Origin of the sequence: Parapedobacter deserti (assembly GCF_042646065.1) — a bacterium.
GTDB classification, from domain to species: Bacteria; Bacteroidota; Bacteroidia; order Sphingobacteriales; family Sphingobacteriaceae; genus Parapedobacter; species Parapedobacter deserti.
Map to the genome: position 1 here is coordinate 1 of NZ_JBHRTA010000027.1, position 25847 is coordinate 25847.

The window sequence follows — 25847 nt, forward strand, 5'->3', positions numbered from 1 at the left end:
AAGAAATATCCGACAATAGTATAGTTTGACACCCATAGCACCGCAACTATGGAAAACAGCCATATTGCAGTTCTAATAACCCGACTTTTCTTTCTCTTTTTCATCATTGTTAGCCGGGGTTAAAACACCCCGATTTCTTTAAGAGCATTTCTTGTTATGTCAATTCGGCATTTTTGAAAATCGGGTTCCTCATCTTCCTTATCTTCATCATTAACATTTCGGTTGCCATACCACATGCTTCGAGATAATGAAGGTATTTTTCTCTACCTATCTTTTTAGCCAACTCCATAAACACCCTGCCCGCAGAAACCTCAAAAGCCTCTTTTATCGTCATATCTTTATATGTGGATGGACGATGCATATATGAGTCCTCATTTATCTCTCCAATGAGGGGCCGATATAAGCCCCTTGTTTACCGCACGGCGTCAGACCCTTGGCCACCAGCACATCAATCGCATTACCTTCTCAGCACTCGCTGGATCAGTTTGATTATCAGCCTGAACGAGGTATCGGGGTAAGCCAGCTGATTGACCGTTCCTGTCACATAAAGCCCCCTTTTAGGATTACAGAAAGCCAACGCCCCTGACAGTCCCGAGTGACCGATAAGTTCAGGCATTCTACCGAAAGGATCGAAAATACGCAACAGCTTAAAGCGATGAATTCCGATACCGGACTGCATGGGAAAAAAAATCCTGTTCCAGACTTGCAATTCCTCAATGTATTCCACAGGAAAGAGCCTCCCGTTGAAAAATGCCTCTAAGAACACCATCATCTCTCCGGAAGTCGACACAATCCCCCCATCCGCACCAAAAGAGGTCATCGCTTTAGGAATATGGAGCGGGAGACCTTTATAGTAGAAAGCCTTAGGCCTCCGGTCTTTGGCGTCGGCATACAGATACGTGTTTTCCAATCCTAATGGCGTAAAGATCAGTTCAATGAAAACCTCCTGCAAAGACCTGCCGGAGATCGCTTCAATAATACGCCCCAGCAGCTGGAAGTTCGTATCCGAATAATGCGCTTTTTTTGCCTGACCCGGAGCGAACGGCGGCGTCAGCATTTTACTGCGCTCCAGCGCCTTTTCAAAATCCCACTGCTTATCCGTATTCGTCTTCAGGAGCTTCTCCAGGCTGTCGCCGCCGCCATCTTTCCCCTGAAAATAATCGGGCAGGCCGGAGGTGTGCGCCAATAGATGCCTTATCGTGATGTCCTCTGAATGATCCTTCCCTTTCAGCACATGCAGACCGCTGATGATGTGCTGCGGCAGGTGCTTGCCGATACCATCGTCCAGCGACAGCAGTCCCACAGACCGGTATTTCAGGATGGCGGCCGTAACGAACAGCTTGGTCGTACTGGCAATGAAATACTGCTGGTTTACCTCCAAATCGCCAGAGGCACCGCACCATTCGTTTCCCCCGTGTCGGATGCAGAAGGACGTTCCGAACACCTTGTTCCGGTCGACCGCCTTGTCCAGCACCTCCTGTAATTGTTGATAGTTGGAACCCATTGTCAAGCCTATAAGATTTGGATGATGACGTTGCCTGTTTTTTGACCCGAATCCACATAACGGTGCGCCGCTACGATGTCATCGAGCGCATAGCTGCTGTCGATAACAGGACGGAACGAACCCTGTTGGGCCAGATCGCGGAGGTAAAGGATATCGTCCCTGCGCATAACGGGCAACGGGAACAATACCCTTTTACCTCCCAGCAGCGGTGTTGTCAATGCCAGCCGAATGTTCTCAGAACCTTTGCCCAGTTCCGTCGAGATGTAGATACCCTTATCTTTCATCAGCGGCTTACACTGTCCGAACGAACTTTTTCCCACCGCATCGAAAACGAAATCGAAACGGTGCCTCGTTGTCGTGAAATCCTGCGTCTGGTAATCGATTGTTTCATCGGCCCCGAGCGATCTTACCAATCCAACGTTTTTTGTATTGCAGACCGCCACCACATAAGCCCCGATGTGCTTTAGCAGTTGAACGGCAGCAGACCCGATGGCACCCGTTGCGCCGTAGACCAGCACGGTGTCTTCCTGTTTGACCTTGGCGGCACGTATGTTGCACAGGGCATAGTGGCTGCCTTCGGTCAGTGCCGCAGCAATTGTGTAGTCCATTCCGTCGGGTATGAGCGCCAGTGCCTTATCTTCCCGGATAACCTTGTATTCGGCGTGTCCGCCAAAACCGTCATCATCGAAACCAAAGACCCGGTTTCCTACCCTAAAGCCGCTGACATCACTCCCAATCACTTCAACAACGCCCGCAAACTCACAGCCCAATACCGGATTTTTAGGGCTGAACAGTCCGCTGAACAGCCGGGAAACAAAGTACTCCGCACTCCTGAATCCGGCGTCCGTACGGTTCACCGTACTGGCATGGACACGGATAAGCACCTCATTGCTCCGGGGCACAGGCTTGGGCATGTCCCCGATACGCACGACATCGGGATTGCCATAACGTTTATAGATAGCAGCTTTCATATGGATTTTTCTTTCAGCAATAACAAGCGGACTTCTGTCTTTCCGGTCAGCCTTGCAGCATTCAGGGCCGGTTCAATAAAATCTTTCACAACAAAAATGAAGTCCATAAGCATTTAGGATTGATGTATGTTTTTGCCCGATAAATATCGGCAGGATAAACATAAATTCCTAAGGTTACAATAGTGTTTATAAATCATTAATTCATAAGAAGTTTTCATTTGTTAGATGCATCTTGCTCCAAAAAGTTTCAGGAGCTAATCAAAATCAGCTATCGGGTTGAAGCACCGTTTTCCCCCACGTCTTCTTTTGCCATTCTTCTGCCATTGTTCTGCCGTAATGCGAGCCGTACGCGTGCCGGATGCGGCGTGTATGTAACCTTTTTACGCATACGTCCCGCATACGCCCCGCATCAGCCCCGCGAGATGGCGGGAAAAAGGCGGGAGAAAGGGTGGGGTTAGTGTGATTTATCGTATCCGTCCTATGAACTACATGTTTGATTTCTGCAGTTTTCTTTTATAATTCTGCGGATAGAGGTCTTTTAGGTTTTTATGGTTGATGGACATTAAAGCTTCTCGATTTCCTCGATGGACAGCTTGGTAAATTTGGCAATCTGCTCAACGGAAATGCCGTCCTTTTTCATTTCACGGGCAATTTCCATTTTTTCTTCTTGTTTGGCCTCCTTTGCTGCTTCCTTTGCCGCCTCATTTACTGCATAGTCCAACACAGCTTTGTTGTCCCATTTGCGTTTCAGACTTGTATCGTACATGGTCTTTTCCTCCTTTGTCAGATTGCTGTATTCAGCAATATTAAACAGTTTTTCAAAAATCGGTTTGCGCAGATATACCGGAATCTTATCCATGCTACTCATGTTCTTCAAAACATAGAGCCATTTGTCAAGGTCGGTATCCAGCTCCGCTTCCGTTTTTACAAATTTAATCAATTCAATGAATATATACCCCAGCCCCTCGTAAAAAACTTTACTTGTCTCCCTGTTACTTAGGCAAATATCATGCAGAAACTCTTGCTCATTACCCGCATCCAAGGAAAAATCTTCCAAGAGCGCGATGAGATACACTTCTTTCACATTATATCCCCATTCGGAACGCTTTCCTTTGGGAGCTTGCTCGGTGACCAAGCGGCTGGTATAGAAGATTGCCCGTTGCTTGAAGTTGCCCTGTTTTCCCCGTTGTACTTCTATGATGAATTGCTCCCCATCGTTTCCGGTACAGGTTAGGTCAAATATGGCACTCCCTTCGTTTACCGTTTCGCCGGGATGCTCGTTTTTGTTGTATACCAAATCCACGATGTGTTTCCGCCCACGGAACACGCCATTGAGGAAGTCAATCAGTAAGTCCTTGTTCGGCTCACTTCCAAAGAGCTTTTTAAATGCGAAATCGGTTAACGGGTCAATGTAAGTTCCTGTTGTCGGTTGTGTTGTTTTGGCCATGATTCAAATATAATGTATTTTGGGTTTATGTAATGTTTCTTATATCCGTTTGAGGATATTTCAAGTCCCCAAACGGATAAGAGATATAGGCAAATTAAGTTCCTGCCAATTTCCGCTGTAAAGTTAGCATGTCGCTGCCGATCCGCGTGTCCAGCAGCTTGGCATAGTGCTGGGTGGTCTTGATGTTGGTATGCCCCAACATCTTGGATACCGTTTCGATAGGCACATTGTTGGCCAGTGTCACTGTGGTGGCGAATGTGTGCCGCGCCATGTGGAATGTCAGCTTTTTGGTGATGCCGCACAGGTCGGCAATCTCTTTCAGGTAGCTGTTCATCTTCTGGTTGCTCAACACCGGAAGCACCAGCCCCTTTGCCACGCATGAGGGATAGTTCGCATAGCGCCCGATGATTTCCAAGGCTTGCGGCAGCAAGGGAATGTTGGAGGAGGTTTCCGTTTTCTCCCGGCTGGTCAACACCCACAACCTGCCGTCTATGCCCTTGGCGATGTCCGTCTTTTGCAGTTTCCGTACATCGGCGCCCCGTATAGCAGCAGAACACGAAGATGTCGCGCACATGTGCCAACCTTGTTATGGAAAATTTCTTTTGGGCTATCCTGTCCAGTTCATCGGGCGTGAGAAATTCCTTTTCCCTTGGCTTGGCCTTCGTTTTGTAGAACGCAAAGGGGTTTTCCGTAATCCATCGGTGTGCAAGACACTAGTTTATGATTTTACGCAGGTGTTTCATGTACTTGGCCGCCGACACCGCCCTGCATTCCATGTCAGAGCGGAGGAAAAACTCATAACCTGTGATGAACGCATGGTCGATGTGCCGGATCTCGATGTCCGTTTTACCATAGCATTTTTCCAAATAGCAGGTCAGGTGTGCAACAGAAGTGTTGTAGCCTTTCAGCGCGTTGGGTTTGAAACCTTTCCCAAGCAACGCTTCCATCTTCCGGTTGTGTTCGGTAAACGTTTCCATCAAATACCGCCGTTGTGCGTCCTTGCCGAGGTATTTCAGTTTCAGCGATTCGGCGGTGATTTCCGTGCCGTCCTTTACGAGTTGCAGGTGGGCATCGGCCACCTTTCGCTCCAGCGTGTCGAGGTAGGCATCCAGGCCACGTATGTCCTCCTTGGTGCCCTTGGCACGGTGGCCTTGGCGTTCCACCGTGAGGGGTCACACTCACGGCCGGTGGACACTTCCTTGGGGTCACCGACCACGGTGATACGCATGTAGATGGGTTTCATACCACCCACATAGTTTTTTGGTTTCTTCAAGTAGAAGAGCAAGGAGTAATTTGTACTCATGATAATACATCATTTATGGTGAACAAACCGAGCCGCCATAGCGGCGAGCTCTGCATCGCCACTGAAAAACAGATTTCAGTGATGCAAAATTAGCCTTGCTGCCTATGGTAGTCAAGATGTTTAGTTATTGAACGGGTTGTCATTCAACAACTTAATGTGCTTTCAGTGAGTAGCGGTATGTTAGGGATTGACTCACTGAATTACTCACTGTTTTTATGCAAATAATTGAATGAATCATGATGCTGTAAAAACCAAAAAGCCCGCAAACGTTTAATTTGCAGGATTTTGTATGTTTTGACTTCAAGATGTGTAGGGGAATCGTTTGATGAAGTGAACCCGGATTTTCTTGTAACGCTTTTGAAACAGATTTGGGTTGTGCTGTATGGTAGTTAACCGGCTTCAATATATATTTCTAATGAATCAGCCAGATGGCTGTCAATTTCATTATACCAATCGAAGGCTTCTATGATGTCCAGTCGGGCAGCATCGGAAATGAATAGGTTGAATTGAATCATTACGATCTTCGGTTCCGTAATTCCGCCTTCACGTCGTCCCAGCTTACGTAAGGCATCTCCGCGCTATCATGGATCGCCATACGATAATCCAGCTCCTCAAGCTGAGCTGCGGATAACGAAACTTCTTCTTTTTCGATACTATCCCATATAGCTTCTGCCATGGCAATCCGCTCAGCAACAGGCAAACCCTATATATCTGTAAGTTGTACCATAATAATAATCGCGATGATATAACAAAATTAAACAAATTACCTCGTATATACAAAACCGATAACTGTTGACACGCGCCGCGCCGCAGATCGCCTTTCCACTAACTCCAAAGTTATAGCCCGTTGCAGACACGACCTAGGAGACGCCAGCGAAGCGCCGCAGATCGCCTTTCCACTAACTCCAAAGTTATAGCCCGTTGCTCCACGACCTAGGAGACGCTAGCGAAGCGCCGCGGATCCCAGTCGTGGAGCAACGGGCTATAACGACCACCCCGTCACATCCCCGCCAATTTACCGATGAAACCCCGCCACATCCCCGCCAACCGTCTTCCAGCCTTAGTTTTTTGATTTGCAGCACCCTATGTTTGCCGCCATGACGCAACGCATACCGGTATCGCAGCATTGCGTATGGAGTAAACAGGTGAACCCGTAAGCAACTGATCAGGCGGGCGGGTGAACAAATAAATGATGATTAAAATTTAAAAAAAAGGAATTAAGAAAATGGGAGTAATCAGAAGAGGAGCCAACGGTGGCTTCAAAGGAAAAGCAGGTAGCGTGATCGGCAGCAGCTGGAAGAGCATCGATTACATCAAGGGCCTGTACAAGAAACGCACTAAGCCGGCTACAGAAGAACAGTTGATGCAGCAGGCCAAATTTACACTGCTGATGCGTTTCCTGTTGCCACTGAAGGTGTTTGTGCGCATCGGCTACGGGCAGCGCAAAACCGATACGCACACGCCGATGAACGTGGCGTTTCAGGACAACATCAACCGGTCAATCGCCGGCGACTATCCGGACTATGCGCTGGATTATAGCCAGGTGCGGATCGCAGAAGGCTATAGCGGTGGCAGTACCGAATCCGCCAGTGCGGAAGCAGGCGTGCTGACCGTGACCTGGGATACGGTACAGAATGAGGTGTACGAGCAACGCGCGGACGACCGCGTGTACATCGTGCTATACCATCCGGGTATCGACCAGTTCCTGACCCCGCCCACGCCACCCCAACGAATGGATGGCACCGTTGACATCACGCTGCCCAACCATTTCCAGACTGGCCAGGGCCACGTGTGGCTGTTTACGGCCGATCGGAAAGGGCGCAACGTGTCGCGAAGTGTGTACCTCGGTGAGGTAGCGCTGGCGTAAACGGCAGAAGCTGGAAGCCGCCCGCGCGCCGCGGAGTGTGGGCGGCTCCGTTAACTGATTTCATAACGAAACAAGAAACCGATGAACATTATATCAAACAGGCCCGATCGGAAGCTGAGCAGCGAGGTAGACGGGCGCTTGGCGGTGCGCCAGCGCTTTAAGCTGGCTAGCGAGTTCCTGATGCCAGTACGCCGGCTGATCCATCGCGGTTTCGCGACCAAACGAAAGGGAAAGACCGCCTTTGGCAGGGCAATGTCCTATGTGTTGCTCCGGGCGGTAGAGGGCGATTATCCCAACCAGTACGTCGACCCGGCTAAGGTGCGCCTCAGTGAAGGAGTATTGCTGAATCCCGCCCTGGTAGAAGTAACGCGCCAGGGGCGGTTGATTAACGTTGAGGTAGCGTCGATAGGAGCTGACCTCGAGGGAATGAATGAATCTTGGGACGACCAACTAATCCTTTGCGCATACCATCCGGAACAGCGGGTGGCGGGCATAAATGAAGAACCTCGCAGGCGAGACGACGGCGTGGTATCGTTGCAGCTGCCACCACTGCTGGCGGATAAGCCCGTGCACCTTTACTTGATGGTGCATGATCGCGCCGAGCGGAGGTGGTCGAATAGCTGCTACTTAGGTGAGTTTTAGCCACACAAATGATGGGAAACATAAAGATTATCCGCGTGGCCCAGGCGAAGCACAGTACCCTCGGCCACTTATACATCAACGGTCTGTTCTGCTGTTACATCCTCGAAGATGCGGTGCGTGATCGAAAGATACCGGGGCAGACCGCCATTCCAGCCGGCGAATATACGCTGGGTCTCAACGCCACTGCGCGAATGAACCGCAGCTATAGCAGCCGCTATGCTGCCATGCACCGGGGGATGGTGGAGGTGCGCGGCATACCGAACTTCAGCTTAGTGTTCTTCCATGTGGGCAACTACCACACCGACACGGCCGGATGCTTGCTTACCGGTTCGTACTGGCAACTGCTCGATGGCGACTACCGCGTGCTGCACTCGGCCGCAGCCTACAAGCACGCGTACCCGCTGTTGGTGGCAGAGATTGAAAAGGGGAATGATAAGGTGGAGGTTTTCGATTGCTGCTCGCCATCTGGATCTCCGTCGCTACGCTAGGAACTCCAAGGCTGGCTCTGCAGCAATCGAAAACGTGCTTGGGAAGGGGAAGGTTGCTCGCCATCTGGATCTCCGTCGCTACGCTAGGATCTCCAAGGCTGGCTCTGCAGCAATCGAAAACGAGGAGTGAGGGGAGGGTTTTACTACTCACCGAGCAGTTTAGCCAGCCCACAAGAAACCTAGCGGCGTGACCGCAGGGAGCGTTGCAGTTTCATTGGGCTGGATAACTGCACCTCACTCGCCATCTGGATCTCCGTCGGTACGCTAGGATCTCCAAGGCTGGCTCTGCAGCAGGCTTAACACCCCAATTCCCCCAAGCAGTTTAGCCAGCCCACAAGAAACCTAGCGGCGTGACCGCAGGGAGCGTTGCAGTTTCATTGGGCTGGATAACTGGCGCCCCCACTCATTGCAGTTTCGTTGGGCTGGCTAACGGCACCCACTAACAATTTTTTAATAACTAAAAAAGCAACAAAAATGGAAAAGAAACAATCGATATACGAACAAGTAAAGGAGACGCTGGCAGTAGCCAGCCACTTTATCATCGCATCGCCGTTAAAGCTGCCACCGAAAGTCGTGGCGGTCGCCAAGTACCTGGCGCTGGCGCTGGGCGTGCTGGAGGCCGTAGAAAACGGCATAACGAAAGGAGGGGAAGATGAAGATTGACCACCGGCTGGGCATCGGCACAACGGGCGGTACGGTGCTGAGCGTCTTTGGCCAGTTGGGCCTGCATGATGTGCTGAAAACGGCCGTGTTGGCCGCCATTGGTGCAACGGTGAGCTTCGTGGTAAGCTGGTTGCTGCAACGATGGGGAAGGAGAAAGTAGGATCAAAATACACTTCCCTATCCATTGGCCGGTATACGTAAGCGTATACCGGTTTTTTTGTATGCCATGTAGGAGAAGTCCTTTAGAATCCGGTATCTGGGAATAGTGGACTTGGAGAAAAAGTTAGTCGTATAATGACAGAACTGATTTCGCTATTAACTAGCGGATTAAGGCAAAAGTTTAGCTTAAAAATTGCATCATAGCGCTAAACGCTTCGTCCAACCGATAAATATTTCATTTTGTAGTAATAACTGGAAGATGCGACCCGCCTGGGCGATGATGATGCCTTAAATGCGCATCCCGAAATGTTAAAAATATCCAAATAATTTGGAGTTTACGAAAATGTTCGTAGTTTTGAATACGAAATAATTCGTAATATGAAAGTAGAATGATAAAGCCGACAGATAGCGAAATGGAAATCCTGCAGGTGCTTTGGGAAAAAGGCCAGAGCAGTGTACGAGAAGTCTATGAAACCTTAGACAAGAAAAAGGTGGGCTATACCGCGATATTGAAACTCATGCAGATCATGCATGATAAAGGCATGGTAGTGCGCGATACGTCATCGAAAACCCATCAATACAAGGCGGCGCTGGAAAAAGAGCACACGCAAGGGCAGTTTCTGGATAAGATGATCGATGCGGTTTACAACGGATCGACCGCGCGGCTGGTGATGCAAGCGCTGGGAAACGATCGGGCCAGCCGGCAGGAGCTGGAAGAAATCAAGGAATTTTTAAAGAACCTGGAAGAAAATAAGTAGTCATGGAAATCAACGTGTATAATCTGATACAAGCCCTTGGATGGAGTATGTTCCATTCGTTGGGGCTGGGTGCGTGCTGCTACGTGGCCCTGGGTATGCTGCGGCTGGCTAACACGCGGCAGTCCGCTGCGGCGAAACACAATACAGCATTGGGTATGCAGATCGTCGTGTTTGTTGGCTTTGTGGCTAGTTTCGTGTATTACTACGGCAAATACAGCGTGGTTGAAATCCCGCAGGGGTTAGGGCCAGCAGAAATGATCCGGCAGGTGATTGCGGACCGCGGAAAGCCATTCAGCCTGGAAAGCCTCTTCCCGTACCTGGCAGGAGGTTACCTCATCGGCCTGGCGGTGCAGATGCTGCTGCTGGCCAGTAGCTATGTACGGCTGATGACGTTGAAACACACCGGGCTGAGTCCCATCCCTTTACCCTGGATCGAGCTGTTTGAACAGTCCAGACGGAAGCTGGGCATTCAAAAAGCGGTTTCCATCTACCTGTCACGCCATATTGCGGTGCCGCTAACCATCGGGTTCGTGAGGCCATTCGTGCTCTTTCCGTTCGCGTATGTAAACCGACTGAACGCTGATCAGGTAGAAGCCATCCTGTTGCATGAGCTGGTACACATCAAACGACAGGATTTCCTGTGTAACTTATTCAAGGTAGCCATCGAAACCATCCTGTTCTTCAATCCGTTTATCTGGGCGCTATCCAGGGTGATAGCACGCGAGCGTGAGCATGCGTGTGACGATAGCGTATTGCAACAGCTTGGTACGCCGATGCACTATGCCCGTGCCCTCGTAACGCTGGAAGAACTGCGGATGGCCAGGGCTCCAGCCCTGAGCATGGCCGCAACGGGAGCGAAAAACCAATTACTCCAACGAATAAAACGAATGACCAACATGGAATCGAATAAAAGAAACATCAAGCAACAGCTAATTGCCGTTGTTGCCAGCTCGCTGGCGCTCTTTACCATCGCGATGCTCATCCCTGCCCAACCGACAAATGCAGGGGAAATGGCCTTAGCGCCGATGGATGCCGCAGCGTTTGGGAACGCTGTCGTCGCAGTGAATACTGACACGGTGGCGCCAGCTAAACCAGTACCACCAGTACCACCAGTTGATGCAAAACGCCCGACTAAGCCGGCACCCCCGGTTCCGGCCGTGCCACCTGCTGACACCATCGTGCCGAAAGTCCCGGCAGTACCCGATACGGCAAGGTTGCCCAAAAAGATAGGTGCTGAAATAAAGAAGTTGGAGAAAAACGCCATGGAATTACAGAAACAGCTGGATGCTCCGGAATGGAAACGGCACGTGGCCGAAGTCGAAAACCAGGCGGCTAAACTCAATGCGTATTTCAATTCGGAAGAATGGAAATCCAAAATGGATAACATCACCTCCTATTTTGAATCGCCGGAATGGAAAGAACAAATCGCCGAAATGGAAAAGAGTGCGGAAGGTATCGAAAGATACTTTGAATCTCCGGAATGGAAAGCAAAAGTGAAAAAGATCGAAGAAGGCGCTAAGGAAATTGGAAAGTACTTCGATAGCGATAAGTGGAAACGTAGGTAATCGTAGGTAAAGGTTATAAACTTTTCCAGGTTTTTTCTGAATCGTAGTGACATCGTGAATTAGTTAAGGGGTTGGCTGAGATAGTGGTATGCGTATAAAATAATTCATAGCAAATACAACAATCATCCATTACAAATGGAAGATATTATCCAGTGGCAATGGGAGATATTAGATTCATTGTTCGATTAGCTCGAATCAGTCGCTATTATGCCAATAACGGGGTGGGCTTTATTTAGCCCATTGCAGACACGACATAGGAGACGGTCGCGTAGCGCCCCGGGTTCAGTCGTGCAGCAATAAGCTAAAACCATGCGATTGATCCAGATAATTAACCAATTCATAACATGCCAGCGGCAATAGGTGTCGCACCTTTGTTTAATTTTGCCCGCGCCATGGAGATTGTTAAGAATTGGAGCAGTGAGCAGGTAATCGATGAACTGAGTGCAGGCAATCGCCATGCTTTCGCTTTCGTTGTGCGCACATATTCTCGACAACTGTTGCAATCGGCTTTCCGGTATACCAAAGATCAATGCCAGGCAGAAGATTTGGTACAGGACATCTTTATGGATCTATGGGAGCGCCGGGGTAAACTCAGAATAACAACGTCACTCAACGCTTACCTCAATAGCATGCTGAAACATCGGTTTCTCCGGTTGGTTGCTCGTAGCAACCTGCATGAGCAAGCCATGGCCCACCTGCTGCAAAGGATCGATCAGATGGAGAATGTTATCTTGGATGCAATGGACGCGTCGGACCTGCAGCAAACACTATCTGCCGCAGTAGATCGTCTGCCTGAAAACATGCGAAAAATATTTTACCTGCGTAGTGAAGATTTTACGCTCAGGGAAATCGCCCAGGCGCTTGGCCTTGCCGAGCAGACGGTAAAAAGCTACCACAGCGAACTCAACCGCCGCATCCGGGAGGCTGTGCTGGCGCGGCATCCTGATATCAGCCACTCCCTGCTAGCTCTTATCGTAGCTAGGCTGATGGAAAATTAACGATCTCTTTATAGTTCCTTAATATACTTTTCCGGCGGTTATGTCCCTTTCTTCATAAAGGGCATACTGTGGAATCTTCCAAACTCAAGGAATTAATTAACCGCTATCAAAGTGGAAAGGCTACATCAGCCGAGCGCTACGTGGTAGATTGCTGGCTCGAATCGCTTCAAAAAGCGGGCGATCGGAACCAAGCACTTGATGACCCCGGCTACCTGTCGTCGTTTCAACAAGAATTACTCTTTCGGGTGCTGGGCGAGGCGCACCAGCCCCGAAACCGCTACCCACGCATACGATGGGCGATTGCGGCACTCGTACTTTGCACCGTTTCATTGTCCATACTGTTTTACTTCCGGCAAGTTCCGAACAAGGCAGACCCTGCCCAGAAGAAAATGGTGCAAACCAGCGTAACGGGTGTCAACCAAGTGAAACGACTGCTACTGCCTGATAGTACCGTGGTGTACCTTAATGCTAATACTTCCCTGCAACTGCCGGCAAATTTTGGAGCCGATGATCGGGTAGTGAAACTCGTCGGCGAGGCGTATTTCGAAGTGAAACATGATTCGACGAGGCCATTTATCGTCACAGCAGACGATTTGCAGGTGACGGTTCTCGGCACGGCATTCAATGTGAGCGCTTACGCCGCGCTGGCCGATATTGAAGTAACGGTAGGCTCTGGTAGGGTGCAGGTCGCCGATGCAAAGCGAACGCTTGGCTTGTTGCACGCTGAAGAGGGGATAACTTATAACCGCCAGACGGCTGATTTTCAGTACACACGAGCGCAACCAACTACTAAATCCTTGTGGCGGGAAGGCGTCGATGTGCTGGCAGACGCCCCGTTTGCGGTGTTGGCGCAAGTGTTATACAATCGCTATGGCGTGCAACTCGAAAGTACAGACCCTCAAGTCCGCACATCGTCATTTCATTTCACCATGCGCGCTACCCGAACATTGGAGCAGACAATGGAACAGCTATCTGAAATGCTGAAGAAAAAATACAGAAAGGAGGGCAACCGGATTATCATTTATTGATTAAAAATCAGGGCCGCAAAGTGCGGCACCTGTTTAAGATGGGGTGAACAGTAGACAGATTGGACCCCTGCGCTGCCCCCCGTGTTAGCTTATACAAAGTATTGACCAACGCCCCAAAAGTAGGGAATATCCCTGAATATGGGGTTATTATATCCATATATATGAACTTTTTACCGCATTGGAAGTGGTATATGAAAATTACAGCACTACTTTATTTTATTTTGGCCGTGGCCGCTCCACTGTTGCACGCCGCGCCCGTACATGCGCAGGTACTGAAGAAGCGGATCACCGTCAATTATCAGCAATCTACCTTACAAGAGGTAGTTGAAGACCTACAACGGCAAGCTCGGGTGGATTTCGGATTTACCAAGGAACTTAAACTGGAGGAGCTTGCCGTGAAGGACGTTAATTTTAATAACAGTCCGCTGGGCGATGTATTGGCGGCCTTGCTTTCTCCGCACCACATCGCGTTTAACGAGGTGGCAGGTGCCATCGTGTTGTCGCGTGCACAGCAACCCGGCCGCATAACCATCCGCGTTGTGGGTGAGCAAGATGAGCCACTGGGAGGTGCAAGCATTCGAATCGTGGAATTGGGAAATAGCTACCGTGCAGGTGCCGACGGCAGTTTTTCGTTAAACGTGAAGCCGGGAACCTACACCCTCGATGTGACGTACTTGTCTTATCAAGCGCAGCACCGTACAGGCGTAGTAGTGGAAGAGGGACGGCACATTACGGTGAATTTTACCTTGCAGGCGGATGAAGGTGCATTGGATGAGGTGGTAGTGGTGGGGTATGGTGTGCAGAAAAAAATAAACCTCACGGGCTCGGTCAGCACCGTCGATGGTGCTGACCTTGCGAAACGGCCGGTAATGCGGGCAACCTCCGCTTTACAGGGGCTGATGCCCGGCGTTACGGTGACCCAACTGTCCGGACAGCCCGGCAGCGATGGCGCCAACATCCGCATCCGCGGTATCGGTACACTCGGTAATGCCGATCCGTTGGTGCTGATTGATGGAGTGAGTGGTAACCTAGATGGGGTAGACCCTAATGATATCGCTTCGGTATCGGTACTAAAGGATGCAGCCTCGGCTGCCATCTATGGTGCCCGCGCCGCGAATGGTGTGATCTTGGTGACGACCAAAAAATCGGGATCGGACACATTGAAGTTGACGTACAACGGCTATGTGGGGCTCCAACGCTTTACGGAAAAGCCCGAATTTGTAGATGGCTATACCTACATGCTGAAGATGAATGAGGCGTATGCCAATATGGGACGAACACCGTTGTACGACGAAGCGTACCTGGGCGATTACTTGCGCTATAAAGATACAGACCCGGATACGTATCCCGATACGGATTGGCAGAAGGAACTGTATACCGGACCGGGAATGAACCAGCATCATTATGTAAGCATCAGCGGTGGATCAAAAGTGAATGTGATGAGCTCGCTGGCCTACCAAGATCAGGATGGCTTGATACCCAATTTCAGGTCGCAACGGTATTCGTTTCGCCTGAACGCCAGAATGAACATCAAAGAAAACCTGCAATCAACGGTGTTGCTCATGGGAAGGACCAGTCCAACGACGGTGCCCACCAACGAAGGTAACATCAAGAATGCCGTAAACCGTAATCCGCCGATTTATGTAGCGCGGCTGGCCGATGGGCGGTGGGGCGTTGCCTCAAATGGTTTTAATCCAATTGCCCAAGCCAATGATGGCGGCTTGGTTGAAAATACGTCTGATCAGTTTCGGATAACAGCTCAGCTGAACTACCAGCCATTTGAAGGTGCCGACGTAGAATTGAGTTATTCGCCCGAATTAAGGGGGAGGGATGGCAAAACGTTCAATAGGGCCATCGAGACGTTTGATCCAAGTATGGAAACGCCGGCTTTTACCCAGCCTGCCGTGAGCAGCCTGGTGCGTTCCAATGTACGCACATGGGAAAATACACTACGCCTTTTGGGCCGATATCACAAGCAATTGGGGCAGCACGGGTTTTCGGTGTTGGCGGGCTTTGAACAGGTTGCTTTCCGGACGGATGATTTCAGGGCGCGCAGAGAGGGTTTCCCCCTGCCCGATTATCAACAGCTTGAGGCCGGATCTGTAGTGAATTGGAGCAACGGTGGGTCGGGATCGGAATGGTCGCTGCGTTCGTATTTCGGCCGGATGAACTATTCGTGGGCTGACAAGTACTTATTGGAAGCTAACATGCGGGCCGATGGTTCATCGCGTTTTCCGACGGGTAACAAGTATGGGGTGTTTCCTTCAGTTTCGGCTGGATGGCGCATTTCCGGCGAGGACTTCTTCGATGGGGTCGGCTGGGTTTCGGATTTGAAGTTGAGGGCCTCATGGGGTAGGTTGGGCAATCAGGAGATTGGCACCTATCCGTTTTCGTCGGTGATTGAGTTGGGCCGGAGTTTTGTGTTCGGCGGTATGCCAGCGGATGGTGGATCACAGAAGCTGATGGCCAACGAACACATCTCATGGGAAACGACTGAAACCGGAAATCTCGGCTTGGATGCTGTTATGTTCAATAACCGCCTGAGTCTATCAGGCGAATACTACCGCCGCAATACAACGGGTATTCTGCTGCAGCTTCCCGTGCCTTCGATCATCGGCTTGTCCGAGCCCTATCAAAACGCAGGGGTGGTACAAAATACCGGCTGGGACCTAGCCGTAAACTACCAGGGGCACCACGGCAGTTTCCGGTACCAGGCGGGCCTTAACCTTTCTAACGTGCACAATGAGGTCGTTGACCTGAAAGGTGCCGGCCCGATCATTAACGGCTTCGAATTGATCGAAGAGGGATATCCCATTAATACGTTATTCGGATATCAGGCAATGGGCCTCTTCCAAAACGATGAACAGGTTTCTTCCTCGCCCGGTCAGTTCGGTATTTATGGGCCCGGCGATATCAGGTACAGGGATGTAGACGGTAATAACGCTATTGGTGCGGAAGACCGTATGCCCATCGGAAACCCCATTCCCCGGTATACATTTGGGTTGACGCTCAACGCGCAATATAAGGCTTTCGACGTGAGCGTGTTGGTGCAGGGCGTAGGGAAAAAAGATGCGTTATTTAACCAAAATGTGGTTTGGGCATTGTATAACAACGCAAAGATCCAAACATGGCAATTGGATCATTGGACGCCGGAGAATACTAACGCGACTTACCCGAGGTTGATTGCCGAAACCAGCCATAATAACTTTCAGAATTCAAGTTACTGGGTGTACCGGTCGGCGTATGCACGCCTCAAGAATGTGCAACTGGGCTACACGTTTTCAAACGTACGAAATGCCCGGTTGCCCTTTGAACGCCTTCGGGTTTATGCCACCGGTGATAATATTTTTACTTGGAGCGACATGCCCACTGGGTGGGATCCGGAACGGCCTAATGGCAACCCTTCTTACTACCCCGTCTCGTCTACATTTTTGGTCGGACTGGAACTAACTTTTTAAACGTTGAACCATGAAACTTCGCTTTTTTAGCTCTTTGATTTTTTTAGTGGCGGTAGCTAACTCCTGTACGGACGACTTCCTGACGAAGCATCCGCTTGATAGCCCTGCCAGTTCCCAATTTTTCTCTAATGAAAAGGAATTGACCATGGCCATAAACAGCGCTTATCGCACGTTGTACTGGCTATCGGGAGATAATGTGCCCAACCAGCTATTTCTCGACGGCGCGACCGACTTGGTGTGGATAAGGGGAGCCTATGTGGATATGCAGGTGATCCAATCGGGTCAGTTTACGCCGCAAACGACCATGTTTAACAGCACGTGGTCATTTTATTATCAGGCAATAAGCCGCTGTAACAATATCCTGGACAATATGCACCGCGCGCAAGGACGGGTTTCGGAAACGTTTTACCAGCAGATCGAAGCACAGGCCAGATTTTTGAGGGCGTATGCCTACCATTACTTGGTTAACCTATACGGCGATGTGCCGCTGGTAACCAGCATGCTGGAACTGGATGAAGCGCAGATGCCGAAAACAGCACGGGCTACCGTGGTTGAACAGATGCTCGCTGACCTGGACTTCGCAGCGGCACATCTGCCCGATGCCTGGACTGGCAGTGATGAAGGGCGGATTACCCGGGGCGCGGCGTTGTCCCTAAAGGCACGGACGGCATTGTATGAGGGACTGTTCAAGACGGCGGCATCGGCGGCCGGAGAGGTCATTGCTTCCGATATTTACAGCATTTACCCCGATTATGGAAACCTGTTTAAGTATGCCGGCGAGCATTCGCAGGAAGCCATTTTAAACATGCCTTTTTTATTGGAAGTACAAGCCGTACAGACACCGCGGTATCTGGGGACACGTAGCGCTCCGGGCTACTCGGTGATCGTGCCTACTCAGACCATGGTTGATAGGTATCAAGCCACCGATGGAAAACAAATTGATGAGTCTGCCGTATATGATGCATCTAATCCATATGACAACCGTGATCCTCGCCTGGATCAATCCATTCTCCGGCCGGGCATGTGGTACAACGGCTACCTGTTCCAAACGCATCCTGATGCGCGGACCACCGAAAGGAATGTGGGCGGTGTAATCAGCACAGTGAATAACTTGGAAGTGACCAATGCATATGCTACGTTTACCGGCTATATCTGGAAGAAGTACTTTGACGAGGCGGATCTTCCTGCAAATGTAACGCGCTCGACACTTGATTTCATGCTGATACGCTATGCCGAAGTGCTGCTGACCTATGCCGAAGCCAAAATTGAACTGAACCAAATTGACCAGACGGTGGTGGACGCCATCAATGCCGTGCGGCAACGGCCCAGCGTAAACATGCCGGCGGCAACGTTGTCGCTTACCCAGGAAGAATTGCGCCAGCTGGTTCGCTATGAACGTACGGTGGAACTTGCTGGGGAAGGCTTTCGGTTGTTTGACATCCGCCGGTGGAGGATCGCCGAACAAGTGCTTCCGGGAAATATGCTCGGCCGCCGCACGAAAGAACACTGGTATGATCCTGTCGTTCCTTCATTTAACGCGGCTGGCAAGCCGGTTTATAACAATGAAACAACCATTTTTCAAGTAATCAGTACCAATATATTCGATGCGTCAAAAAATTACCTATGGCCAATTCCTCAACGCGAGATTGACTTGAATGGCGAGCTGGTACAAAATGACGGCTATTGATAACGAAATAACGAAATGTTAAAATTGACGATGGAAAAATGGGTGGGGTGCTTACTGGTACTCAGTTGCGCATTGAATAGTGCGGCCCAGGAGATGGCTACCGGGTATGTCTTTGAAGATACCAACGGCAACCGCTTAAGGGAGGCCACCGAACCTGGGGTACCAAAAGTACAGGTATCTAACGGGATACAGGTGGCTGAAACCGACGCAGAAGGCCGGTATGAACTGCCGGTGGGCGACGACAATGTGTTGTTTGTCATCAAGCCCGCGGGATACCGGGTGCCAACGGACACGAATAATCTCCCCCAATTCTATTACATCCATAAACCGAAGGGGTCGCCCACCTATCTGAAGTATAAAGGAGTGGCCCCCACAGGTCAGCTGCCCAAGTCTGTCGATTTTGCGCTGGTGCCGCAGGATGAGCCGGATTCCCTGCGCATGTTGATTTTGGCAGATCCGCAACCCCGGGGTACTGATGAACTTTATTACTTGGATAAGAGTGTGATTGAAGAATTGCAGGGCAACAAGGAAGCATGGTTTGCCATTACTCTGGGCGATAATGTTAGTGATAATTTGGACTTGAACCGGCCATATCTGCAGTTAATCCGGAAGATAGGTTTACCGGTATATCACATTGTGGGTAATCACGACGCCAATCAGGATGCACGGACGGATGAGGTAGCGGATGAGACGTTCGAGTCGTACTACGGTCCTGCCAACTACAGCTTGAACGTTGGCGATGTGCACCTTGTGCTTTTGGATAACCTGATGTTTCCAGCCTATTCGGATGGCCAGGGCGGTGGCGCAGGCTTTCGGGAAGACCAGTTTCAGTTTATACACAACGACTTGCAATGGGTAGACCATGATAAACTGGTTGTTTTGGCGTTCCACGTTCCACTGGCCGGTCTTCGAGACTCGGATCGGCAGCGGATTTTCAAACTGCTGGAGCCTTTCCCCAACCGGTTGATACTTTCGGGGCACACCCATGTGCAACGGCAGTATTTTTATACCGAGGAAGACGGCTGGAAAGGTCAGGGAGTATTGCATGAGTATAATGTGGGCGCAGCCTCCGGCAATTGGAACTCCGGGAAAATGAATGAACACGGCATGCCCGATGCCACCATGAGCGACGGTACGCCAAGGGGATACGCGTATGCGACCTTTTCCGGTAACCAATATGTCCTTGATTATCAAGTGGCGGGAAGGAACTCAGATCATCGTATGGGGATTTATATGCCCAAGGTATTGCCGGACCGGATTCCGCACGGTCGTTTCAATTCGGCCAGGGTGTATGTAAACTACTATCTTGGCGGCGAAGCCGATAGCCTTTGGTATCGGATAAACGAGGGGCCGTGGACCGCATTAAAGCGCATAGTCGATTACGATCCGCACTACCTGGGCTTGCTTCAGGAATGGGACCGTAGTGATACCCTACTGGCGGGTAGAAGGCCTTCCAATGCGAGCAAGTCTTCCCACTTGTGGGTGGCTACCTTGCCGCCTGTCCATCTGATGGGAGACCACACTTTGGAGATACGCGTGAAAGATATGTTCGGGCGGTGGTTTACAGAGAAAAAGGCATTTCGAGTAGCGTCCTATAAGGAAATTCCAAATCATCAACAATAAGCTGTCGACCACTGCCGAGCAATAATCCGAATTCCCCTGCGGCCACTTCCCGCGGGGGGATTTAGTCTTTTCCGCACGACCAAGGACACGCCTTTCATTTCAATCCCCCCCCAGATTCGTTGCGCCAGGAAGGATGCCCTAACGTCGCGCTGCCCAACCACTTCAGGCGGGCCAGGGCCACATGCCGCTGTTTACGGCCGGCCGGAAAGGGTGCAATGTTTCGCGAAGTGTTTGTTAAAACCCCCTGCTTCCAGCGTGTCTTGCAGAAAGCAGGGGGTTATTAGGTTACTGGTTCAAGTTAATTGCCATCATTGGCGGCACCATTTTCCCAACCGGGGTTTTGCGCCAATTGGGGATTCAGATTCAAAGCGTTCACCGGGATGGGGTACAGATACTGTTTTTCGCCCCACACTTTTTTCGAATCGTTATGGGTAAACCAGGCCAGGTAATACCCCTTGCCGTCACCCGCCGGATGAACCTGGATGATTTCGGCTGTCGGGTCCTGGCTAACCTGCACTTTGGCCATTGAGCCGTTGTTCGAATTCGCTTCGGCTGCAGCTAAGCCGGCCGCATCCGTATAATACACGACATCGTGTGTGCCATCATGGTCTACATCCAAAGGCTGGTTGATGCCGTCGATATACATTCCTGTCCAGCTCTTTTTGAAGAGATCGCCCGCTTTCCAGCGGCGCACGTCGTCAAAACGGAAGCCTTCGAAGATAAGTTCGGTAGCCCGTTCTCGACGGATTTCCAGGATGACCGGATCGTTGATGGAAGGATAGTAGTTTTCCTGAAGATACGTGTCAACGATGGTAGGCTTGCCATGGATGCCTCCGGTGATGCCCGCACGGGCCCGCAGTGCGCCGATGGTTTGTGCCCAGTCGCCATCTGTGAGTGTTCCCTGTTCAGCTTTCGCTTCCGCATAGTTGAGCAGGACTTCGCCAAACCGGATCAGTTGGAGGGCGTGGGTGCTTTCCGTCTGGCTGTCTCCGATGGTCGCGTCTACACTGAGCTTAATGGGCTGATAACCCAGGCGTGCGTAGCCGTTGAATACAGGAAGGGCCCGCCTACCTTCACGCATATATCCCGGGTATCGCAGTGTAGCCAGCAGGCGGGTATCGCGATTCTGGAACTCTTCGTAAAAGTTTTCGTATTGCCATCCGCTGCGCGAAGTATACGGCGTGCCATCTTGCTGCAGGTAGGTGTTGACAAACAAACGGATCAGGTTTAACCCGGTGCCAAATGTCTCGGAGGTCCACCGCCAGTTGGCATTGTGCCTGACACCCAGTGATGCACTCGACGCAATGGCCAGGATGGTTTCGGACGGCGGCGGGACATCGCTCGTAAATAATGCCCGGTAGTTGTTATGCAGCGATTTACCCGAATGCTGCATGACCTGGTAGGCGGCGTCTTCGGCTCGTTTCAGCCAAGTTTCAGCGGGCGTGACCAAGTTGAGGTTGTGGTATTTCCGGAAGGTTCCTTCAAATAGGCAAACGCGCGAGGCAAACGCGTAGGCCGCCCATTTCGTGATGAGGGAGCTCTGTTGTGCATCGGACGTCCGCGAGATGTGTTCGGCCGCAAATAGCAAATCCTCATACACATGTTCCATCACCACCTCGCGTGAATCGCGCGGGGCGTATAAAATGTCGGTATCGGCAGGATCCAGCGGCCGGCCTACCCAGGGGACATCGCCGAAGCGGCGGACCTTCTCGTAATAAAACCAGGCCCGGAAAAAGCGGGCAAGCCCGATGTAGTTATTTCGGACATGCTCGGGGATGGACGGATCGGTGCAGTTGGCGATAAAGTAGTTGATGTTGCGGAGGTCTGCCCAGTTCCAACCCGAGGAGTTGTTTTCGCTGAACGCGTTCAACAAAGTAAACCCGGAGAGCGTATTGGTAGCGCCATAGTCGACCAGGTTTTGCTCGACAATTGCTTGGTCTGTTGCGTTGGGCAACATATCATAAAAGGAGATGGAATAGGCCTGTAAACCCTCTTCTGAACTGAATATAGCGGTCTTTTCGATCTGCGTAACAGGCGATTCGTCGAGTTTGCAGGCTGAAAACAGCAGCGCAAACACGGATATGGATACAAGATATTTTTTCATCGTTCTTTGCTTTGAAAATTAGTACGTTATGGAAAGCCCGAAAGAAATCGTTTTCATCAGCGGGTAACTGTTGCCCGCGCCCTGGATATAACTCGAATTCAGGTCGGAGTCGCTATCACCGGTAACGGAAGCTACATCCATAAAGTTTTTGGCGCGCTTATATAGGGGCGACCAGCTGGCCAGGTTTTCCGCGCTCATGTATACACGCACATTGCTGAATCCGGCTTTGGATACCCACGCAATCGGGAGCGTATAACCCGCTTGGAGGTTCCGCAGGCGGATGTACGCGATGCTTTGCAGATAGCGGTCATTCGGAACATGGTTGTTGGTATAACCCAAGGTTCCGTTGTATTGCGAATACCGAGGCAGGTAAGCGTCCCGGTTGTCTTCCGTCCAGTAGTTGCCGAGGTGCCAAGCGGGTATCTGGTTGTAACCGCGGTTATATTGACCCCAAAATGCCGTTTCCTGCCCTGGATACCAGTCTTGCTTGCCGACTCCCTGGAAGAAGGCCGAAAAGAAGATGCCGGCCCAGTCTGCACCAAAGGTGAAGTTGTATTGGTACCGGGGTTCTGTATTGCCGATAATCGTCATGTCGCCCGGGTTGTCTACGGTCTGTTCGCCTTTGGTGATCATGTTGTCGGCACTGCCATCCCGGTTACGGATCTTCAGATCGCCTGCACGCCATACCGCATCGGCAGACGCGTTGAATAGGGTGTTGATGTATTCGCTGGGATCGGGATCTGACTGAAACAGGCCATCGGTTTCAAAACCCCAAAGCTCGCCGATGATCTGCCCGTCATAATGGTCCGTGAACCGCTTGGTGGGGTTGTTAAACTTATTGATTTGGGATACATAGTCAAACAAACCGCCACGCACGTGATAGTTGAAAGGTTTGCCAGCAACCATAACCTGATCCTGCCAGCCGAGGGTAACCTCAAAACCTTTGGTGGTCATATCGGCATAATTTCCCTTGGGTGAAGCCGCTCCGAAAATATCGGGTAGGGTAGGACCGGCTACGTACATGTCGGTGGTTTTACGGATGTAGTAGTCGCCGTTGAACCGGAGCTTGCCGTTTGCCATGCCGAACTCCAGCCCGATGTCTGTCGTGGTAGCCCGTTCCCAGGTCAGGCCATCAGGGATCGGGGCTGGAGCGCTCGTCCGTTTGTTAAGACCTCCATTCAGTACCCGGCCCGAGTTGTTGACGGTTAACAGCTCCAAAAATTGGTACGGCGAGATGTTGCCGTTGCCCAATGACCCGTACGATCCGCGGAATTTGATATCTGAAAAAATGGCTTTGCTGACATTCCAGAAAGGCTCTTCGGACAAGCGCCAACCGGCGGATACCGAAGGGAAGAAACCCCACTGCTGGCTGGTAGGGAACCGCGAAGAACCATCGTACCGGCCATTGACTTCGATCAGGTAACGATCCTGGAAGGCATAGTTGAATCGGAAAAAATTGCCCATAATCCGCCAGTTGGTTGCACTTGCTCCCGGGGTAATGGAAGTACCTGTGGCTAGCTGTACGCTCTCGGCATCTTCAAGCAGCAGCTGGTTACGGGATATACTGGATGCCTTATAACCCGATGTTTCGTAGTTCCAGCCGACCATGGCTTTTAGGTAGTGCTTATCAGCAAAGGTGTTTTCGTACTCGGCATATAGGTTGGATGCCGTGTACATGGTGTGGCTCGTCCATTCATGGATAGTGCCATTGATGTCGCCCAGGTAAGTCGGGGCTTGAGCATTGGCATTCTGGTAATAGGGAACTTTGACACGTTTCCAGAAGAAATCACGGTTGTCGTAGCGGAACGTGAAATCGCCATTGACCCGAAAGGTGTTGTCAAAAAAGTTGGTGGCTGCGGCAACGGTATTCCGGAATAAGCTTCTCGAGGTATTCTGGTAGTTGTTTCCGTCGATAAACGCCGCCAACGTAGAAGCTCCTCCCCGGGTATAGGTGCCATCAGGGTTATACAACGGCAGGGTGGGGAAGGCGCTCACTTCGATATATCGCTGGATATTAGCGCTTCGGCCCAGCGCGGAATAGGGCATGTGGTAACTGTTGTTTGAAAACTCCATGTTATTGGAGACATCCAGCCAGTCGTATGCTTTTAACGAGCCTTTTGCGCGAAGGTGGTGAGAGCGGTATTTGTCTGGGTCAAAATTGTAAAGACCGCCAAAATCGTAAATCCGGCCCGAAACATAAAAGTCGCCTTTCTCATTGCCGCCGGAAATGCTTACGTTGTGGTCCTGGGTGGGTACCCGATCCTGGAACAGCATGCCCATCCAATCGGTATTGCTATAGTACTCGTAATTGCCGTCTGGCAATACAACCGTTTTCTCACCTTCGCCGGATGCTTTCCATTCGCGCATACGCGCTAGCCACTCATCGCTGTAAAACTGTGTGTTGTTGTTGATGGAGGTGGGCACGGTGCCTTGGCGATTATAATAGGCCATCCTGAAATGCTCCAGCCAAGTGACCCCATCGGTCACAAATTCGGGCGTCTGGGTAAGGCTTTGGAATCCGACGTTGCCCGTGTAGTTGATGGACGTCCGCCCTTTTTTGGGCTTTTTAGTGGTAATTAATACCACGCCGAAAGAGCCCCGGGCGCCGTAAATTGCTGCCGAAGCTGCATCTTTCAGAACCGTGACGCGATCGATGTCATTCGGATTCAGGAACGAAGGGTTGCTTTCAACTCCGTCGATTAACACCAGGGCACTCCCGCCCTGTCCGATAGATGTGGTGCCCCGCACATTGAATGATGAAGATCGTGTGGGTTTGCCGTCTTCCAGGGAAAGATTCAGGTTGGGAATAGCCCCCTGTAAAGCCTGCGTTACATTGGCCGTCGTACGGTTTTCAAAGACTTCGCTGCCGACCGACTCGACGGCGCCGGTAAGGTTTATCTTTTTTTGTTGTCCATAGCCAACGACAATGACCTCTTCCATATTGCTCACTACGGTGGGCATCGTGACGCGGATGGAGTTTGCTTGGCCTAATTTCACGACCTGACTTTCATAGCCGATGATCGAAAATTGCAGGAGATCATCGCCCGCGTCGACCTGGATCCGGAAATTGCCTTGCTGATTGGTCTCGCCCGCAGTGGCTCCTGAGGATAGCCTGATCGTTACCCCCTGCAGCGGCTCGCCGTTATCTGAAGTGACCGTACCGGAAATGGTCCGTTGCTGGCGGGCAGCGGGCTGTTTGGTTTCAGGTGCTATGCGTTTTGCGTCGTAGCGGATAAAAATATTGCGATCGACAATGGAAAACGTATAGGGCTTGTGAAGCAGTATGGTTTCGAGCGCCTCCTGCACACTGGCATCGGTGAGGTGTACATTTGCGCGCAACGATCCGAGTTCAGGGCTGTCATGAATAATGACAAACCCAGTCTGCTTTTTGATCGTTTGAAACAAATCAGCAAGCTTGCCGTTGGTTGCCTGTAAGGTGATGCGCTGTGCGACTCCCGCCAGGGAAGTCTGCAGAAAAATACAAGTCAACAATAATGCGGTATACCAAAAGCGCATGATGAGAATTTTAATTCGGTTGGGGGCTTTGCACCCGATGTTGGACGTTATTGCAAAACGTCCGAA

21 protein-coding genes and 1 pseudogene are annotated in these 25847 nt (G+C 50.8%); 12 read left to right on the plus strand and 10 right to left on the minus strand.

The annotated features are described in order from the left end of the window. Positions 1 to 232: 232 nt before the first annotated feature. The 8 genes and pseudogenes from ACFOET_RS21380 to ACFOET_RS08300 all read right to left on the minus strand — a co-directional run. Positions 233 to 364 (minus strand): annotated as a pseudogene (locus ACFOET_RS21380) (penicillin-binding transpeptidase domain-containing protein); the annotation flags it as partial. Between the two features lie 93 nt (positions 365 to 457). After that, on the minus strand, positions 458 to 1504 hold the full coding sequence (locus tag ACFOET_RS08270) for a serine hydrolase domain-containing protein (RefSeq protein WP_379021466.1): 1047 nt from the start codon (positions 1502 to 1504) through the stop codon (positions 458 to 460). Between the two features lie 8 nt (positions 1505 to 1512). Next, positions 1513 to 2475 (minus strand): NAD(P)-dependent alcohol dehydrogenase, encoded by a 963-nt coding sequence (locus ACFOET_RS08275; protein ID WP_379021468.1) that lies wholly within the window; start codon positions 2473 to 2475, stop codon positions 1513 to 1515. Positions 2476 to 3037: 562 nt separating this feature from the next. Then, positions 3038 to 3922, minus strand: coding sequence for an Rpn family recombination-promoting nuclease/putative transposase (locus ACFOET_RS08280; protein WP_379021470.1), 885 nt, complete (start codon positions 3920 to 3922; stop codon positions 3038 to 3040). A 94-nt stretch (positions 3923 to 4016) separates the two neighbouring features. Beyond that, positions 4017 to 4496 carry a site-specific integrase gene (locus tag ACFOET_RS08285; protein WP_379021472.1) on the minus strand — a complete coding sequence of 160 codons (480 nt, stop codon included), beginning with the start codon at positions 4494 to 4496 and terminating at the stop codon, positions 4017 to 4019. 139 nt (positions 4497 to 4635) lie between these two features. Then, on the minus strand, positions 4636 to 5085 hold the full coding sequence (locus ACFOET_RS08290; protein WP_379021474.1) for a phage integrase SAM-like domain-containing protein: 450 nt from the start codon (positions 5083 to 5085) through the stop codon (positions 4636 to 4638). Further along, complete coding sequence (locus ACFOET_RS08295; RefSeq protein WP_379021476.1) at positions 4974 to 5225, minus strand: Arm DNA-binding domain-containing protein; 252 nt, start codon at positions 5223 to 5225, stop codon at positions 4974 to 4976. The genes ACFOET_RS08290 and ACFOET_RS08295 overlap by 112 nt, the downstream gene beginning before the upstream one ends. 514 nt (positions 5226 to 5739) lie before the next feature. Further along, entirely contained in the window at positions 5740 to 5925 is a 186-nt protein-coding gene (locus tag ACFOET_RS08300) for an addiction module protein (RefSeq protein WP_379021478.1), read from the minus strand. Positions 5926 to 6450: 525 nt separating this feature from the next. On the opposite strand from ACFOET_RS08300, the gene ACFOET_RS08305 reads away from it, so the two are divergent. The 12 genes from ACFOET_RS08305 to ACFOET_RS08360 all read left to right on the plus strand — a co-directional run bounded on the left by ACFOET_RS08305 (position 6451) and on the right by ACFOET_RS08360 (position 20161). After that, positions 6451 to 7092: a DUF6266 family protein gene (locus tag ACFOET_RS08305; protein WP_379021480.1), complete on the plus strand. Its 642-nt coding sequence runs from the start codon at positions 6451 to 6453 to the stop codon at positions 7090 to 7092. An 81-nt stretch (positions 7093 to 7173) separates the two neighbouring features. Then, the gene (locus ACFOET_RS08310; protein ID WP_379021482.1) at positions 7174 to 7734 is read left to right on the plus strand and encodes a DUF6266 family protein; all 561 of its coding nucleotides are present in this window, start codon (positions 7174 to 7176) and stop codon (positions 7732 to 7734) included. Between the two features lie 8 nt (positions 7735 to 7742). Then, positions 7743 to 8222: a DUF5675 family protein gene (locus ACFOET_RS08315; protein ID WP_379021484.1), complete on the plus strand. Its 480-nt coding sequence runs from the start codon at positions 7743 to 7745 to the stop codon at positions 8220 to 8222. A gap of 474 nt (positions 8223 to 8696) precedes the next feature. Beyond that, positions 8697 to 8885 (plus strand): hypothetical protein, encoded by a 189-nt coding sequence (locus tag ACFOET_RS08320; RefSeq protein WP_379021486.1) that lies wholly within the window; start codon positions 8697 to 8699, stop codon positions 8883 to 8885. Further along, entirely contained in the window at positions 8875 to 9045 is a 171-nt protein-coding gene (locus tag ACFOET_RS08325) for a hypothetical protein (RefSeq protein WP_379021487.1), read from the plus strand. Before ACFOET_RS08320 ends, ACFOET_RS08325 begins: the two co-directional genes overlap by 11 nt. Before the next feature lie 388 nt (positions 9046 to 9433). Continuing rightward, positions 9434 to 9802, plus strand: a complete 369-nt coding sequence (locus ACFOET_RS08330; RefSeq protein ID WP_379021489.1) for a BlaI/MecI/CopY family transcriptional regulator — start codon at positions 9434 to 9436, stop codon at positions 9800 to 9802. A gap of 2 nt (positions 9803 to 9804) precedes the next feature. Continuing rightward, on the plus strand, positions 9805 to 11367 hold the full coding sequence (locus tag ACFOET_RS08335; protein WP_379021491.1) for a M56 family metallopeptidase: 1563 nt from the start codon (positions 9805 to 9807) through the stop codon (positions 11365 to 11367). A 344-nt stretch (positions 11368 to 11711) separates the two neighbouring features. Beyond that, positions 11712 to 12365, plus strand: coding sequence for an RNA polymerase sigma factor (locus ACFOET_RS08340; RefSeq protein WP_379021493.1), 654 nt, complete (start codon positions 11712 to 11714; stop codon positions 12363 to 12365). Positions 12366 to 12433: 68 nt separating this feature from the next. Beyond that, on the plus strand, positions 12434 to 13393 hold the full coding sequence (locus ACFOET_RS08345) for a FecR family protein (protein ID WP_379021495.1): 960 nt from the start codon (positions 12434 to 12436) through the stop codon (positions 13391 to 13393). Between the two features lie 191 nt (positions 13394 to 13584). After that, positions 13585 to 16851, plus strand: a complete 3267-nt coding sequence (locus tag ACFOET_RS08350; protein WP_379021497.1) for a SusC/RagA family TonB-linked outer membrane protein — start codon at positions 13585 to 13587, stop codon at positions 16849 to 16851. A 10-nt stretch (positions 16852 to 16861) separates the two neighbouring features. Beyond that, on the plus strand, positions 16862 to 18538 hold the full coding sequence (locus ACFOET_RS08355) for a RagB/SusD family nutrient uptake outer membrane protein (protein WP_379021499.1): 1677 nt from the start codon (positions 16862 to 16864) through the stop codon (positions 18536 to 18538). A gap of 15 nt (positions 18539 to 18553) precedes the next feature. Next, a complete protein-coding gene (locus ACFOET_RS08360) occupies positions 18554 to 20161 on the plus strand; it encodes a calcineurin-like phosphoesterase C-terminal domain-containing protein (RefSeq protein ID WP_379021501.1) in 1608 nt (535 codons plus the stop codon). Positions 20162 to 20459: 298 nt separating this feature from the next. Here the strand turns inward: ACFOET_RS08360 and ACFOET_RS08365 are convergent, their stop codons facing one another. Then, the gene (locus ACFOET_RS08365; RefSeq protein WP_379021503.1) at positions 20460 to 22265 is read right to left on the minus strand and encodes a RagB/SusD family nutrient uptake outer membrane protein; all 1806 of its coding nucleotides are present in this window, start codon (positions 22263 to 22265) and stop codon (positions 20460 to 20462) included. Positions 22266 to 22283: 18 nt separating this feature from the next. Next, the gene (locus tag ACFOET_RS08370) at positions 22284 to 25781 is read right to left on the minus strand and encodes a SusC/RagA family TonB-linked outer membrane protein (RefSeq protein ID WP_379021505.1); all 3498 of its coding nucleotides are present in this window, start codon (positions 25779 to 25781) and stop codon (positions 22284 to 22286) included. Positions 25782 to 25847 lie beyond the last annotated feature (66 nt).